The following is a 15348-nucleotide window of genomic DNA, read 5'->3' as shown; positions in this document are numbered from 1 at the left end:
GATGCCACAACCCCATCGAGACCGGGAGGCGCCGCTCCATGTCGTCCAGCGACTCGTTCGTGCACCTGCATGTTCATACGGAATACTCCATGCTGGACGGGGCGGCCCGCCTCAAGCAGATGTTCAAGCAGGTCGGCGACCTGGGCATGCCCGCGATCGCGATCACCGACCACGGCAACATGCACGGCGCCTACGACTTCTACAAGCAGGCCACGGGCGCCGGCATCAAGCCGATCATCGGCATCGAGGCGTACGTCGCGCCGGAGTCGCGCCACAACAAGAAGCCGGTGCTGTGGGGCGAGCCGCACCAGAAGCGCGACGACGTCTCGGCGGGTGGTTACTACACCCACATGACGATCTGGGCGCGCAACAAGACGGGCCTGCACAACCTGATGCGGCTGTCCTCGCGCGCCTACACCGAGGGTTTCGTGCGCAAGTGGGCGCGCATGGACGCCGACATCCTGGCCGAGCACGCCGACGGCCTGATCGCCACCACGGGCTGCCCGTCGGGCGAGGTGCAGACGAGGCTGCGGCTCGGCCAGTACGACGAGGCGCTCAAGGCCGCCGCGAAATATCAGGACATCTTCGGCAAGGAAAACTTCTTCCTGGAGATCATGGACCACGGCCTCGACATCGAGCGCCGCGTCCGCGACGGCCTGACCAGGATCAGCAAGGAGCTGGGCATCCCGCCGCTGGTCACCAACGACTCGCACTACACCTACGAGGCCGACGCCGCCTCCCACGACGCCCTCCTGTGCATCCAGACCGGCAAGCAGCTGTCCGACCCCGACCGCTTCCGCTTCGACGGCTCCGGCTACTACATCAAGAGCGCCGACGAGATGCGCGCGGTCGACTCCTCCGACCTGTGGGCCGAGGGCTGCCGCAACACCCTGCTGGTGGCCGAGAAGGTCGACGCGACCGGGTTCTTCGAGTTCAAGAACCTCATGCCGACCTACCCCATCCCCGACGGCATGACGGAGAGCGAGTTCTTCCGCCAGACCGTCTGGGAGGGCATGGCCCGGCGCTGGCCCGAGGGCTACGACGAGGAGCACCGCAGGCAGGCCGAGTACGAGATCGGGATCATCGAGCAGATGGGCTTCCCGAGCTACTTCCTCGTGGTCGCCGACTTCATCATGTGGGCCAAGGAGAACGGCATCCCGGTCGGCCCCGGCCGTGGCTCGGCCGCCGGCTCGCTGGTGGCGTACGCGATGGGCATCACCGACCTCGACCCGCTCCCGCACGGCCTGATCTTCGAGCGGTTCCTCAACCCCGAGCGCGTCTCCATGCCCGACGTCGACATCGACTTCGACGAGCGCAGGCGCGGCGACGTGATCCGGTACGTGACCGAGAAGTGGGGCGCCGACAAGGTCGCCATGATCGCCACGTTCGGCACCATCAAGGCCAAGGCCGCCATCAAGGACGCGGGCCGCGTCCTGGGCTACCCCTACGCGCTGGGCGACCGGGTCTCCAAGGCGTTCCCGCCCGCCGTGATGGGCAAGGACATCCCGCTGTCGGGCATCTTCGACAAGGACCACCCGCGCTACGCCGAGGCGGGCGAGCTGCGCCGGCTCTACGAGGAAGACGTCGACGTCAAGGCGACGATGGACCTCGGCAAGGGCCTGGAGGGCCTGATCAGGCAGACCGGCGTGCACGCCGCCGGCGTGATCATGTCCGCCGAGGTGCTGACCGACCACATCCCGATCATGCGCCGCGACTCCGACGGCGCGATCATCACGCAGTTCGACTACCCGACCTGCGAGACGCTCGGCCTGCTGAAGATGGACTTCCTGGGCCTGCGCAACCTCACCATCATGGACGACTGCCTCAAGATGATCGAGGCGACCACGGGTGAGAAGGTCGATCTGCTCTCGCTGCCGCTCGACGACCGCAAGTCGTACGAGCTGCTGGCCAAGGGCGACACGCTGGGCGTGTTCCAGCTCGACGGCGGCGGCATGCGCTCGCTGCTGCGCCTGATGCGCCCCGACAACTTCGAGGACATCTCCGCCGCCCTCGCGCTCTACCGCCCCGGCCCGATGGGCGCCAACTCCCACACCAACTACGCCCTGCGCAAGAACGGCCAGCAGGACATCACGCCGATCCACCCGGCGCTGGAGGAGCCGCTCAAGGACATCCTCGACACGACCTACGGCCTGATCATCTATCAGGAGCAGGTCATGGCCATCGCCCAGAAGGTGGCCGGCTTCACCCTCGGCGCCGCCGACCTGCTGCGCCGCGCGATGGGCAAGAAGAAGAAGGCGGAGCTGGACAAGCAGTACGCCGGCTTCGAGAAGGGCATGCTGGACAACGGCTATCCCGCCGAGGCCATCAAGGCGCTGTGGGACATCCTGCTGCCGTTCTCCGACTACGCCTTCAACAAGGCCCACACCGCCGCCTACGGCCTCATCGCTTACTGGACCGCCTACCTCAAGGCCAACTACCCGGCCGCGTACATGGCCGCGCTGCTGTCGTCGGTCAAGGACGACAAGGACAAGTCGGCCCTCTACCTCAACGAGTGCCGCCGCATGGGCATCAAGGTGTTCCCGCCGGACGTCAACGACTCCGACTTCGACTTCACCCCGCGCGGCACCGACATCCGCTTCGGCCTGTCGGCCGTCCGCAACGTCGGCGGCAACGTCGTCGACGGCATCATCGCCGCGCGCAAGGAGAAGGGCCGCTTCGGCGACTTCAAGGACTTCCTGCGCAAGGTGCCGGCCATCGTCTGCAACAAGCGCGTGATCGAGTCGCTGATCAAGGCGGGCGCGTTCGACTCGCTGGGGCACGTGCGCAAGGGCCTGGTCATGGTGCACGAGCAGGCCGTCGACGCGATCATCGACATCAAGAAGAACGAGGCCATCGGCCAGGACTCGTTGTTCGGCGCGATCGACGGCGGCGAGGACCAGACGTTCGACGTGCAGATCCCGGTGGGCGAGTGGGACAAGAACACGCTGCTGCAGTTCGAGCGGGAGATGCTCGGCCTGTACGTGTCGGACCACCCGCTGTTCGGCGTCGAGCACATCCTGGCCGCCGGGGCCGACTGCTCGGTCGCGGCCGTGCAGGACGAGAGCCGGACCGACGGGCAGGTCGTGACCGTGGGCGGCATCCTCAGCGGGGTGCAGCGCAAGGTCACCAAGAAGGGCGACACGTGGGTGCTGACCCAGCTGGAGGACCTCGCGGGCTCCATCGAGGTGATGATCTTCCCGTCGGCGTACCAGCTCTGCTCGACGCTGCTGGCCGAGGACGCGATCGTGTTCGTCAAGGGGCGGATCGACAAGCGGGAGGACGTCGCCAAGATCATCGCGATGGAGGTGACGGCGCCCGACCTCACCGTGGAGGCCGGGGGGCCGCTGCTGGTGAGCCTGCCGCTGACCCGCTGCACGCCGCCGGTGGTCGGGCGGCTGAAGGAGATCCTCACCACCCATCCGGGCACGTCCGAGGTGCATCTGCAGGTCCACAACGGGCCCAAGACGACGGTGATGCGGGTGGACGACCGGCTGCGGGTCACGCCCTCGCCGGCGCTGATGGGCGACCTGAAGCAGCTCCTCGGCCCGGCGTGCCTCGGCGCTTGACCCCCGTTCCCCGACAGGGCGGCCGTGGGGCAGGATCGCAGGCGTGAGCGAACTGCATTTCCTGACCGCGACCGAGCTGGCCCGACTGATCAGGACCAGGCAGGTGAGCGCCGTGGAGGTCCTCCAGGCCCACCTCGACCGGATCGAACAGGTCAACCCGCACGTCAACGCCATCGTCACCCTCGTCGCCGAGCAGGCCATGCGGGCGGCCGAGGCGGCCGACGCGGCCCTCTCCTCGGAGGGGGCCGCCGGGCCGCTGCACGGCGTGCCGGTCGCGCACAAGGATCTCGTCGACACCGCGGGGATCAGGACCACCTACGGCTCGCCGCTGTTCGCCGACCACGTGCCCGAGCAGGACGACCTGATCGTCCAGCGGCTGCGGGCGGCCGGGGCCGTCACCGTGGGCAAGACCAACACCCCGGAGTTCGGCACCGGCTCCCACACCGTCAACGAGGTGTTCGGCGCCACCAGGAACCCCTACGACCTGTCCAAGTCGGCCGGAGGCAGTAGCGGGGGAGCGGCGGTCGCGCTGGCGACCGGGATGGTGCCGCTGGCCGACGGCTCCGACATGGGCGGCTCCCTGCGCAACCCCGCCTCGTTCTGCAACGTCGTCGGCCTGCGCCCCACGCCCGGCCGGGTGCCCGACATCTCCGACATCAACGCCTGGTACACGCTGAGCGTCTCCGGGCCCATGGCCAGGACGGTCGAGGACGTGACGCTGATGCTCGGCGTCGTCGCCGGGTTCGACCGGCGCTCGCCGTACTCGATCAAGGAGGTGTTCGCGCCCGAGCCCGAGCAGGGGGTGGCCGGGCTGCGCGTGGCGTGGAGCCCCGACCTGGGCGGGCTGCCCGTGGACCCGCGGACGGCGGCGGTCACCGCGAGCGCGCCCGGGGTGTTCGAGCGGCTCGGCGCCCGCGTGGAGCAGGTCGAGCTGGACCTGAGCGACGCCGAGGACGCGTTCAGGACCTACCGGGCGTGGAACTACCTGCTCGTCCACGGCGACAAGAGCGGGCTCGGCCCCAACACGGCCTGGAACGTCGAGCAGGGCCGCAAGGTCACCGGGGCCGACCTGGCCCGGGCCGAGACGGCGCGCAGCCGCCTCTACCAGCGCATGGCCGCCTTCTTCGACACCTACGACGTGCTGATCGCGCCCGTCAGCCAGGTGCCGCCGTTCCCGATCGAGCACCCGCACGTCAGCGAGATCAACGGCCAGAAACTGCCCGACTACCTGGCGTGGATGCGCTCGGCGTACTGGATCAGCGTGCTGCACGCGCCGGCCGCCTCCGTGCCCGCCGGGTTCACCGGTGACGGGCTGCCGGTGGGCGTGCAGATCGTGGGCAGGCCGTTCGAGGACGCCAGGGTGCTCCGGGTGGCGCGCGCCTTCGAGCAGGCCACCGGCCACGGCCTGCGCCGTCCCCCGCTCTAGGTCGGCCCGATCCCGCCGTACGGCTGCCGCAGCGGCGACTCACGGTAGCCGTGCATCCCCTCCAGCAGGCCGAAGAACCCCACGGCCAGCAGCGGCCAGGCCACCAGCACGCCCTTGGCGGTCAGCTTCAGCGCGCCTGGGACGATCTTCACCCCGGTCGCGGCGGGGGCCGCCTCCACCATGACGGCCCCCAGCGTGAACGTGGAGCCCGCCCACAACGTCAGGAACGCGGCCGCCACCCCGCCCGCGAACAGCCCCAGCAGCACCGGCAGCATCAACCGCCGCGCCGAGAACCAGGCGACCCCGCCGCACAGCAGCCCGAGCCCGCCCGTGATCACGGCGAACCACCCGTCGGCCGCGATCAGGGCCTGCGTGGTCGGATCGGCCAGTACCGTGCCCTGATCGGTCACCTGGTACGGCGCCCGCGGTGTCAGCCCTGACCAGAGCAGTCCGGCGGCGACCCCGAGAGCGGCGAGTGTGAGGACAGTTACCGCAAAAGCGCGTACTTCCCTCGTCACGCCACTCCCCCTCACATGTACGTCCGAATCAGCTCGATGGTATCCCCCGGCTAGGCTCACTTCGTGATTGCAGAAGAGGTCTGGCAGATTGAACCCTCCGGCCCGCTCCGGGGTGACGTCGAAGTACGCGGTTCGAAGAACGGCGTGTCCAAGCACATGGTCGCGGCCATGATGGGCAACGGCGAGAGCAGCATCCACAACGCCCCCGAGGTGGGCGAGGTGGGCATCACCGCCGAGATGCTGCGGGCGCTCGGCATCCACGTCGAGATCTCCCGCACGGAGATCAGGATCGAGAAGGGCGCGGAGATCGAGCCTCGCGTCCCCGACGCGTTCACCGGCCTGAACCGCATCCCGATCCTCATGCTCGGCCCCCTGTTGCACCTGGCGGGGGAGGCGTTCGTGCCGCTGGTGGGCGGCGACCCGATCGGGCGGCGGCCGGTGAACTTCCACGTGGACGCCCTGCGCGCGATGGGCGCCGAGGTGCAGGTCGGCGACACCGGCATCTACGCCAAGGCCAAGCGCCTCAACGGCACCCGGATCGAGCTGCCGTACCCGAGCGTGGGCGCCACCGAGACGGTGCTGATGTCGGCGGTGCTGGCCGACGGCAAGACCGTGCTGAAGAACGCGGCCACGGAGCCGGAAGTGGTGGAGCTGGCGCTGTTCCTGCAGCGGATGGGGGCCAGGATCGAGCTGTCGCCCGACCGCCGGATCGTCATCGAGGGCGTCGAACGGCTGCGCGGCGCCCAGACCTGGCTGACCGGCGACCGCATCGAGGCGTTCTCGTACCTGGCGGCGGGCCTGGTCACCCAGGGCGAGGTACGCGTGCACGGCTGCCCCCAGGACCGCCTGGTCACCGCGATCACCACGCTGGCCAGGATGGGCGCCCAGTTCGACATCAACGACGAGTACCTGTGCGCCACCGCGCCCCCCGAGGGCCTGCGCTCGGCGGCCGTGCAGACCGACACCCACCCCGGGTTCATGACCGACTGGCAGACGCCGCTGATGGTGCTGTTCACGCAGAGCCAGGGCATGTCGGTGCTGCACGAGACGGTCTTCGAGAACCGCCTGGTGTACGTGCCGGCGCTGCAGAAGATGGGCTGCGAGATCGAGGTGTTCGACCAGTGCCTCGGCGGTCCCGCCTGCCGCTACCACGACACCAACGCCCGTCACTCGGCCGTCGTGCGCGGCGTGTCCAAGCTCAAGGGCGCCGACGTGACGCTGCCCGACATCAGGGCCGGCTTCTCGGCGGTGCTGGCGGCGGCGGTCGCCGACGGGCCGTCCACGCTGCGCGGCGTGCACCACATCGAGCGCGGCTACCACCGGCCGTTCGAGCAGTTCGTGTCGCTCGGTCTGAACATCACACGGCAACGGTAAAGAGGCCGGAAGCGGGCGTTTGCCGCTGATCGGGACGTCGCAGATCATCTTACGTGACCGTACTCAGATCCGTCGGGGCGCTCGGCCTGGCGGGGGCGCTCGGCGGGGTACTGACGGCCGCGCTGGCCGCCCCGCTGGTGGGCGGGGGCGGCCTCGCGGCGATGAGCGTCACGAACACCTTCGTGGACCTGCCGCCCGCCCCGCGCGAGGAGCCGCTCGCCCAGGTGACCAGGCTGCTGGACAAGGACGGGCGGCCGTTCGCCCAGTTCTACGAGGCCAACAGGACGGCCGTGCGGCTCGGCGCGGTCGCGCCCGTGATGCGCAAGGCCATCGTGGCGATCGAGGACGCCCGCTTCTACGAGCACGGCGGCCTCGACGTCAGGGGCACGATCCGGGCGCTGCTCACCAACACCCAGGCAGGCGGCATCCGGCAGGGCGGCTCGTCCCTGACCCAGCAGCTCGTCAAGAACATCCTGGTGGAGAGCGCGCGCAGCGACGCCGAACGGAACAAGGCCCGCGCCCCGAACCTGGCCCGCAAGATCACCGAGCTGCGGCTGGCGCTGGCGCTGGAGAAGAAGTACCGCAAGGACGAGATCCTGGAGCGGTACCTGAACATCGCCTACTTCGGCGCGGGCGCGCACGGGGTGGAGGCGGCGGCCAGGCGCTTCTTCTCCACCTCGGCCTCCCGGCTGACGCTCACCCAGGCGGCCACGCTGGCCGGCGCGGTGCGCATGCCGTACTCGACCGACCCCTCGCTCGGGCAGGCGCACCGGGAGCGCCTGAAGATGCGCCGCGACCTCGTGCTCGACCGCATGGCGGGGCTCAAGCAGATCACCCAGCAGGAGGCGGCGAGCGGCAAGGCCGCGCCGCTCGGCATCCGGCTGCGGCCGGAGCCCGGCGGCTGCGCCCAGAGCGAGTACCCGTTCTACTGCCTGTACGTGCAGCAGGAGCTCCTGTCGAACCCCGTCTTCGGCAACACGGCCCGCGAGCGGCAGCGCAGGATGGCCAGGGGCGGCCTGACGATCAGGACCAGCCTCGACCCGATCGCGCAGCGCGCCGCCGAGCGGGCCATCCGCGAGCACGTCTCGCCGGAGGACACCGAGGTGGCCGCCGAGGCCATGGTGGAGCCGCGTACCGGGCGGATCAGGGCGATGGCCGCCAGCAAGCGCTTCGGCCGCAACCCCGGTAACCGCAAGAACGGCCCCAAGACCACCTTCAACCTGCCGGCCGACGTGGCCCACGGGGGCGGGCAGGGCTTCCAGGCCGGCTCCACGTTCAAGGTGTTCACCCTGGCCACCGCGCTGCAGCAGGGGTGGCGCTTCGGCGACGGCTTCCAGACGCCGGGTTCGCTGGTGCCGGGGCAGGGCTACCGCGACTGCTCGGGCAAGCCCGTCAACGACCCGAACACCCGCGTCCTGAACGCCAGCGGCGAGGGCGAGGGCGGGCCGCACAGCATCGAGACCGGCACCTGGAAGTCGGTGAACATCTTCTACATGATGCTGGAGCGCAAGGTCGGGCTCTGCAACGTCGTGCGCATGGCCAGGACGCTCGGCGTGACCAGGGCCGACGGGGGGCCGCTGAAGGAGGTGCCGACGTTCACGCTGGGGGTCAACGAGATGGACCCCGTGACGGTCGCGGCGTCCTTCGCGGCGTTCGCCGCGCGCGGGCAGTACTGCCGGCCGCTGGCCATCGTGGAGATCGTCGGCAGGGACGGGCGGCGCACGCACGTGCCACCGTCGTGCGAGCAGGTCCTCGAACGGCCCATCGCGGACGCCGTCAACCACGTGCTGGAGGGCGTGTTCGACAAGGGCACGATGAAGGGGCAGAGCATCGGGCGGCCCGCCGCGGGGAAGACGGGCACCAACAACGGCTACACCTCGGCCTGGTTCGCCGGCTACACGCCGCACCTGGCGGCGGCGGTCAGCGTGGGGGACATCCGGGGGTCCTACCGGTTCCCGCTGCAGGGGGTGCAGATCGGGGACCGGTACTACGGGTCGGTGCAGGGGGCGTCGCTGCCGGGGCCGATCTGGGTGGAGTCGATGAGCGCGGCGCTGCGGCGCACGGAGCCGCGCGGGTTCATCCGGCCCGACATGTCGCGCTTCGGGGGCGGGCACACGCCGGGGCTGGAGAAGGCGCTGGCGGAGGAGGAGCGCAAGAAGCGGGGGAACAACCCGTTCGGCCGGCGGACCCGGCGGCTGTTCGAGTGGCTGCTCGGGCAGGGCCCGGGGCCGTCCCTGGAGTGGCCGCCGCGCGAGCCCGGCCGGCTCCTCGACCGCCCCCGCCGCCACCGCGCCGCCCCGCCGTACCCGGGCCGGGCACCCGAGAGAGGCCGCCATGGGCGCGGTCGCTGAGGCGGCGAGCGTCGCCTGAGCGGTACCGCGTCCCGGCGTGGCGTCGGCCGGCGGTGCGTCGCGCGGCCCCTCGCGGACCTCGGCCGGCGGTGCGTCGCGCGGCCCCTCGCGGACCTCGGCCGGAGCGCGGCGGGCAGGAGGGGCGGGCGGAGGGGGCTCAGCCGGCCTTGCCGATGGGGGCCGTGACCGCGCGGGTGAGCGTGATGAGGTTGTCGGGGGCCGTCTCGATCTGGAGCCCGCGCTTGCCCGCCGAGAAGTAGATCGTCTCGAAGTCGAGCGCCGACGAGTCCACCACGGTGGGAAGCTGCTTGCGCTGCCCCAGCGGGCTGATCCCGCCCACGACGTACCCTGTCACCCGTTCGACCTTGGCGGCGTCGGCCATCGCGGCCCGCTTGCTGTTGAGCGCTCCCGCCAGGGCCTTCAGATCGAGCTTGCCCGCCACCGGCACCACCGCCACCGCCAGCCCGCTCTCGACCTCGGCGACGAGCGTCTTGAAGATCCGCTCGTACGGCACGCCGAGCGCGTCGGCGGCCTCCTCGCCGTAGGCCTGGGCGGCGGGATCATGCTCGTACGGGTGGAGCGTGAACTCCGCCTTGGCCTTGGCCAGCGCCATGGTGGCAGGAGTGCCCCCTGTCTTGGTTTTGCGCGACATGGTTGATGACCCTAGCGCGGAGCCGGCAGGGCATCCTCCTGCGGGCCGAGGACGAGCGGGACCGCCGGCGCACGATCGTGCGCGTTCACCGGCGTCCTCGTGGGTGATGGCCAGTTCCAGGTGGGCATCCCCGAGTGTCCGCCGGGTGTCCGGCAGGTTTCTCCAGCGGCTTGCTCGCCGGGCGTCCGCTAGACCTGGCGCGTCCCGGCCGCCGGTCGCAGGCGGCCGGGCGTGTAGCCGAAAGCCCTCCTGAACACGTCGATGAACGCGCTCGCCGACGCCCACCCGCACCGGTGCGCCACCGCGGTCACCGGGGTGCCGTCGGCCAGCAGGAGGAGGGCGTGGTGCAGGCGGAGCTGGGTGCGCCACTGAGGGAAGGTCATGCCCAGCTCGGCCCGGAAGAGGCGGGCCAGCGTGCGGTCGCTGGTCCCGGCCTGGGCGGCGAGCCGGGCCAGGGTGCTGTTGTCGGCGGGGTCGCGGTGCAGGGCGGCGCAGACCGCGGCCAGGCGGGCGTCCCTGGCGGTGGGCAGGTGGAGCGGCTGCTCGGGGGCGTGCCTGAGCTGGTCGAGCAGCACCGCCAGCAGCCGCTCCCGCTCCCCGCCGTCCCTCCGGCCGCCCTCCCGCTCGCTGCCGTTTCTGTGGCCGTCGGGATGGTCGCCGGTGTAGGCGATGATCAGCTCGCGGAGCAGCGGGCCGACCGCCAGCACCGCCGGCCGGTCCAGCCCGAGCGGGTTGTCCGCGAGGCCGACCAGGCGCAGGTCCGTGTCCCCGTGCGCGCGGTGCTCGTGGACGGTGCCCGCGGGCACCCACAGGGCCCGGTTCGCGGGGGCCACCCAGGTGCCGGCGTCGGTGGTGACGGAGATGACGCCGCGGCAGGCGTAGGCGATCTGGTGGGTGTCGTGACGGTGCGCGTCGATGCCCGCGCCCGGCGCGAGGGGACGCCGTCCGGTGGGCGCTTCGGACAGATGGCGGATTCCCGTCATGGATTGGCATTTTATCGGAAGCGAGCCAACCGTCCCCGGGGACAGGATCGAAGGCGTGAACAGGATCCCCATGCTCGCCGCCGGTCACGCCACTGTGGACTTCTACCAGGGCGCGGTGCCCGCCCTCGTGCCGTTCCTGGTGGCAGGACGCGGTTACGGGTACGTCGCCGTCTCCGGCATCGTGCTGGCCGCGACGCTGCTGTCGTCGATCGTGCAGCCGATCTTCGGCGTGCTGACGGACAGGTGGCGCATGCCGTGGCTGATCCCGGCGAGCATGGTCCTGGCGGGAACGGGGGTGGCCGTCTGCGGCGTCTCCGATTCGTACGTGCTGACCTGGCTGGCCGCGGCCCTGTCCGGGCTCGGGGTGGCCGCTTACCATCCGGAGTCCGCGCGCCTGGCCAGGATCGCCAGCGAGGGCAGTCACGTGCGGATGAGCTGGTTCTCCACGGGCGGGACGCTGGGTTTCGCGTCGGCGCCCGTGCTGGTGACGCCGCTGCTGGCGGGGTGGGGCCTGGGCGCCTCGCCGCTCCTGGTGCTGCCCGCCGTGCTGGGCGCGATCGTGACGCTGCCGGCGATCAGGGCGCTGGCCGGGGGCGCCCGGTCGGCGCGGGCCGCCGGGCCCGTCTCCGGGCGGGACGACTGGCCGTCGTTCATCAGGCTCACGCTGGTGATCGTCTTCCGCTCGGTCGTGTACGTCGGGCTGAGCGCCTTCGTGGCCCTGTACATGGGCGGCGGCGCGGCCGGGGCGGTGGCATTGTTCGTGCTGTTCGCGGGCGGGGCGGTGGGCACCGTGGTGGGCGGCAGGGCGGCCTCGCGCCTGGGCCGGGTGCGGACGATGCGGCTGTCGTACGCGCTGGCCGTGCCCGCGGTCGCCGGCGTGGTGCTCGTGCCGGGCCCCGCCGCGTACGCGTTCGTCGCCGCCTCCTCCATCGCCCTGTACGCCCCGTTCTCCCTGCACGTGACGCTGGGCCAGGACTTCCTGCCGACGCGGGTGGGCACGGCCAGCGGCGTCACCCTGGGGCTGGCGGTCAGCGTGGGTGGCCTGGCCAGCCCGCTGGTGGGCGCGGTGGCCGAGGCGGCCTCGCTGCGTACGGCGCTGGCCTGCCTGATCGTGTTCCCCGTGCTGGCGCTGCTCATGGCCCGCACGATCAAAGAGCCCGCCCCGGCCCCGGCCTGACCAGGCCCTCGCCTGAACGGGTCCGAGCGGGCCTAACCGGCGGTCGGGAGTCGCAGGACGCTGGTGTTGTCGCGCTGCGTCGGGTCCAGGCGGGTGGAGGTGACGCGCGCCTCGAGGGGCAGCCGGCGCGGCGCGTCGCCGGCCACGCGGACGCGGGCGTGCAGCCGTACCGGGCTGCCCGGATGGATGGTGCCGATCGTGCAGGTGGCCTCGCGCCCGCCGCTCTTGCACGTGGCGCCGCTGATCGAGGCCAGGGTCGCGCCGGGCGGCAGGGTGAGCGTGACGGGCACCTGGGCGGCGGCCATCAGCCCGCGCATGGTGACGGTGGCCGTCACCGTGGCGGTGCCGCCGCGCCTGACCGGCCGCCCGGGGCCCGACAGGCTGACGGACAGCGCGTCGTACACCCCGCGCGGGTCGGCCCGCTTGACGATCGCGCCGTAACCCTCGAGGTTGATCGCGTTGGCGACCGAGTTGCCCTCGGACTCGCCGTCCTCCTTGCCCGCCGACAGCACGCCGACCAGGTCGCCGGTGCCCTTGACCACCCACGGCCCGCCGCTGTGCCCCTTGAACAGGTGGCAGTTGAACGTCTCCAGCCGCCCCGCCTTCGACGCCGCGCCCGCGGTGCGGGCGGCGAGCATGGTGTCCGCGCGGGCGATCCCGAGCGCCTGCCTGGTTCTGGCCAGGCACCAGAGCTGGTCCCTGCCGTCGTACGGCTTCCTGCCGAGCAGGCCGGGGTAGCCGGTCGTGGCGATCGTGTGCCTGCCGCCCTGGTTGAGCAGCGGGGTGAAGGCGCCCACGGCGTCCTGCAGGGTGCGGTCGTGCCGGCCGACCTCGATGAGGGCGATGTCGTAGATCGAGTTCCAGTCGCCGCCGGGCGTCCCGGTGTATCCGTCGGGCTTCCACGCCCGCCGGCCGCCCCATCGCCCGTACGGCTCGCGCTGCCGCACGGTGGCACCCCGGCCGTCGTAGGCGGGCACGAACGCGAAGCTGGTGTGCCAGCGGCCGGTCGTCGAGCCCGCCGGCACGCCGTACACGCAGTGGGCCGCCGTGACGACGAGCAGCCGGGAGGCCGAGCGGACCACCGAGGCGCTGCAGGAGTCGCCGTTGCCCGCCGCGTTGACGAAGAACAGTCGGCCGCTGATCCGGCTGGCCGGCGCGGCCGTGTACGGGCGCCGGACGCGGGCGTACCCGTTGGCGTCGCCGCCGGGGGTGATGCGCTTTCCCGAGGGCACGCTGAGGCGCCGCTCGGCCGCTCCGCCGCCGTCGCCGGACTCCTCGCCCGCGCCCGTTCCCGCCCCGGCCGCCGCCCCCGCGCCTGTGCCGGCGCCTGTCCCCGCGCCCGTCCCCGTCCCCGCGCCCGTCCCCGTCCCCGCGCCTGTCCCCGCGCCGGTGCCCGTCGCCGTGCGTGCCCCCGTCTCGGCGACCGCGACGGCCCCCGTGGTCGGCACGCTCGCCGGCAGGTCGGCCGCCTTGGCCTTGGCCTGCTTGTCCGCGGTCCAGTACCGCACCGCGCGGCCGGGACGCATCACCGGCGACGCCGCCGCCCCCCAGGAGCGCCCGTGCTGGGCGGGCCGCACGGTCCGGGCATCGGGCGGCGTCTGCACAACGGGCGCGGGCGGCGTCTGCACGGCGGGTGCGGCCGGCGGCTGGTCGGCCACCGCGGGCAGTGCGAGCGTGACGCCGGCCAGCGTGGTCAGCGTGGTGACCAGAGTTCTGTGCACATTGTCCCCCGAGCAACTCGATGACCTCATGGTCACTTTAAGTCGCCAAAAGGTGACGATGTGTTGTCGGGGTGGTGTGTGTCGGGTAAATCAGCCCGCGGCGGCGTCGCCCTGCCCGGGCAGCAGCTCGGCCGTGGTGGCCTCGTACGGCTCGCGGTCGGGCCGCAGCCCCCGCCACGACGGATGCCGCAGCCGCCCGTCCCCGGTGACCTCGGCGTACTGCACCTCACCGACCACCCGGGGCTCCACCCAGCGCGCGTCGCGGGCATGCTCGCGCGGCACCACCTCGTCGAACGGCGGCTCGGCCCGCTCCAGGGGAGCCAGCCGCTCCCGCAGGTCGCGCAGCATGGCCTCGGTGAAGCCGGTGCCGACGTGGCCGACGTACCGCAGCCGGCCGCGCGGGTCGTACGCGCCGAGCAGCAGCGAACCGATCATCCCGGAGCGCCGCCCGCCGCCCGGCTTCCACCCGCCGATGACGACCTCGACCGCGCTGACGTTCTTGACCTTGGTCCACTCGCCGCTGCGCCGGCCTGGCCGGTACGGCGAGCCCATCCGCTTGCACACGACCCCTTCGAGCCCGAGCTGCTGCGAGGAGTCGAAGGCCCGCGAGGCGTGGTCGGCGAACCAGACGGGCACCTGCCACCGGTAGCCGGGCCGCAGCGTGCCCTCCAGCAGCTCGCGCCGGTCGGTGTACGGCCGCGAGACCGTGCTGGCCTCGTCGAGGTGCAGGAGGTCGAAGGCCATGTACGTCACCGGCACCGCCCTGGTCAGCTCCGCCACGGCCGCCGGGTTGCGCTGGTGCATCCGGGGCTGCAGCGCCTCGAAGCTGGGCCGTCCCGCCTCGTCGAAGGCCACGACCTCCCCGTCGAGGACGGCCGCGTGCCCGCCGGTGGCGCCGGCCATGAGCTGCAGCTCGGGGTAGGCGGAGGTGATGTCCTTGGCGTTGCGCGACATCAGGCGGACGGCGCCGTCCTCGACGTAGGCGAGGGCGCGAACGCCGTCCCACTTCATCTCCACGGCCCAGTCGTCACCCTGGACGGAGGTCAGCGTCCCGAGCTGGGCCAGCATCGGGGCGTAGGCCGGCAGCCGAACCATGGTGCATGCCGTACCCCGTCCGCTTGATCGACAGTGGTGGACGGGGGTCTACAGATGGTCAAGTGGCCTGTCTTCCACCAGTTCGGCCAGGTCTACGCCGTGCTGCCCGAGATCGGCGACCGTGGCGCAGTAGCCACGCAGGTAGGTGCGGCCGTTGACCTGGTGGGAGACACGCAGCAGCGGGCGATCGTCCAGGATGATCGCCTCTACGAGGATGCCGCCGGGCCCGCGCCACTGTCCCATGCCGGTAAGGGTAAATGCCCGGACATAATGGACAGGTAATAAGGCGCCCTCGCGGGAAGGCCGGACCCGGCCCGGGGGCCACGCGCGCCGCAGCACGGACGCGGCGGCGTCGGGCGATTTCACGAACGCGTCCCCCGCCCGGATGGTGCCTCCGTGCCGGTGCCGCTGTGGGGCATGAGACGGCCCCTCTACGACACGCCCCCCTCGCAAAGGCGACGTAACGTTATTTTTTGATTACCCCA

The 15348-nt window shown here is 71.8% G+C and carries 11 protein-coding genes; 5 read left to right on the top strand and 6 right to left on the bottom strand.

Annotation, left to right across the window (positions count from 1 at the left end):
- The first annotated feature begins 38 nt into the window (after positions 1–38).
- Together dnaE and ACBJ32_RS11335 are read left to right on the top strand one after the other, a co-directional pair.
- Positions 39–3566 carry a DNA polymerase III subunit alpha gene (gene dnaE / locus ACBJ32_RS11340; RefSeq protein WP_375126660.1) on the top strand — a complete coding sequence of 1176 codons (3528 nt, stop codon included), beginning with the start codon at positions 39–41 and terminating at the stop codon, positions 3564–3566.
- Positions 3567–3609: 43 nt separating this feature from the next.
- Positions 3610–4992 (top strand): amidase, encoded by a 1383-nt coding sequence (locus tag ACBJ32_RS11335; RefSeq protein WP_375126659.1) that lies wholly within the window; start codon positions 3610–3612, stop codon positions 4990–4992.
- On the opposite strand, the gene ACBJ32_RS11330 is transcribed toward ACBJ32_RS11335, so the two are convergent.
- Positions 4989–5510, bottom strand: coding sequence for a hypothetical protein (locus ACBJ32_RS11330; RefSeq protein WP_375126658.1), 522 nt, complete (start codon positions 5508–5510; stop codon positions 4989–4991). The genes ACBJ32_RS11335 and ACBJ32_RS11330 overlap by 4 nt on opposite strands.
- A gap of 63 nt (positions 5511–5573) precedes the next feature.
- On the opposite strand from ACBJ32_RS11330, the gene murA reads away from it, so the two are divergent.
- The gene (gene murA, locus ACBJ32_RS11325) at positions 5574–6884 is read left to right on the top strand and encodes a UDP-N-acetylglucosamine 1-carboxyvinyltransferase (protein ID WP_357866047.1); all 1311 of its coding nucleotides are present in this window, start codon (positions 5574–5576) and stop codon (positions 6882–6884) included.
- A gap of 53 nt (positions 6885–6937) precedes the next feature.
- A complete protein-coding gene (locus ACBJ32_RS11320; protein WP_375126657.1) occupies positions 6938–9235 on the top strand; it encodes a transglycosylase domain-containing protein in 2298 nt (765 codons plus the stop codon).
- A 157-nt stretch (positions 9236–9392) separates the two neighbouring features.
- Here the strand turns inward: ACBJ32_RS11320 and ybaK are convergent, their stop codons facing one another.
- Both ybaK and ACBJ32_RS11310 read right to left on the bottom strand, forming a co-directional pair.
- Positions 9393–9887: a Cys-tRNA(Pro) deacylase gene (gene ybaK / locus ACBJ32_RS11315; protein WP_375126656.1), complete on the bottom strand. Its 495-nt coding sequence runs from the start codon at positions 9885–9887 to the stop codon at positions 9393–9395.
- A 188-nt stretch (positions 9888–10075) separates the two neighbouring features.
- Complete coding sequence (locus tag ACBJ32_RS11310) at positions 10076–10870, bottom strand: helix-turn-helix transcriptional regulator (RefSeq protein WP_375126655.1); 795 nt, start codon at positions 10868–10870, stop codon at positions 10076–10078.
- A gap of 55 nt (positions 10871–10925) precedes the next feature.
- On the opposite strand from ACBJ32_RS11310, the gene ACBJ32_RS11305 reads away from it, so the two are divergent.
- Positions 10926–12047, top strand: coding sequence for an MFS transporter (locus ACBJ32_RS11305; RefSeq protein ID WP_375126654.1), 1122 nt, complete (start codon positions 10926–10928; stop codon positions 12045–12047).
- A 32-nt stretch (positions 12048–12079) separates the two neighbouring features.
- Here ACBJ32_RS11305 and ACBJ32_RS11300 read toward each other — a convergent pair whose 3' ends face one another.
- The 3 genes from ACBJ32_RS11300 to ACBJ32_RS11290 form a co-directional block, all read right to left on the bottom strand.
- A complete protein-coding gene (locus ACBJ32_RS11300; protein WP_375126653.1) occupies positions 12080–13768 on the bottom strand; it encodes a trypsin-like serine peptidase in 1689 nt (562 codons plus the stop codon).
- A gap of 90 nt (positions 13769–13858) precedes the next feature.
- Positions 13859–14863 carry a non-homologous end-joining DNA ligase gene (ligD, locus tag ACBJ32_RS11295; protein WP_375126652.1) on the bottom strand — a complete coding sequence of 335 codons (1005 nt, stop codon included), beginning with the start codon at positions 14861–14863 and terminating at the stop codon, positions 13859–13861.
- A gap of 48 nt (positions 14864–14911) precedes the next feature.
- Entirely contained in the window at positions 14912–15106 is a 195-nt protein-coding gene (locus tag ACBJ32_RS11290) for a hypothetical protein (RefSeq protein WP_357866058.1), read from the bottom strand.
- Positions 15107–15348: the final 242 nt, after the last annotated feature.

The sequence above is a fragment of the Nonomuraea sp. GTA35 genome, from assembly GCF_041950525.1.
Classification (GTDB): Bacteria; Actinomycetota; Actinomycetes; order Streptosporangiales; family Streptosporangiaceae; genus Nonomuraea.
Note: the sequence above shows the minus strand (reverse complement) of the source record. Positions and strands in the feature narration are given on the sequence as shown.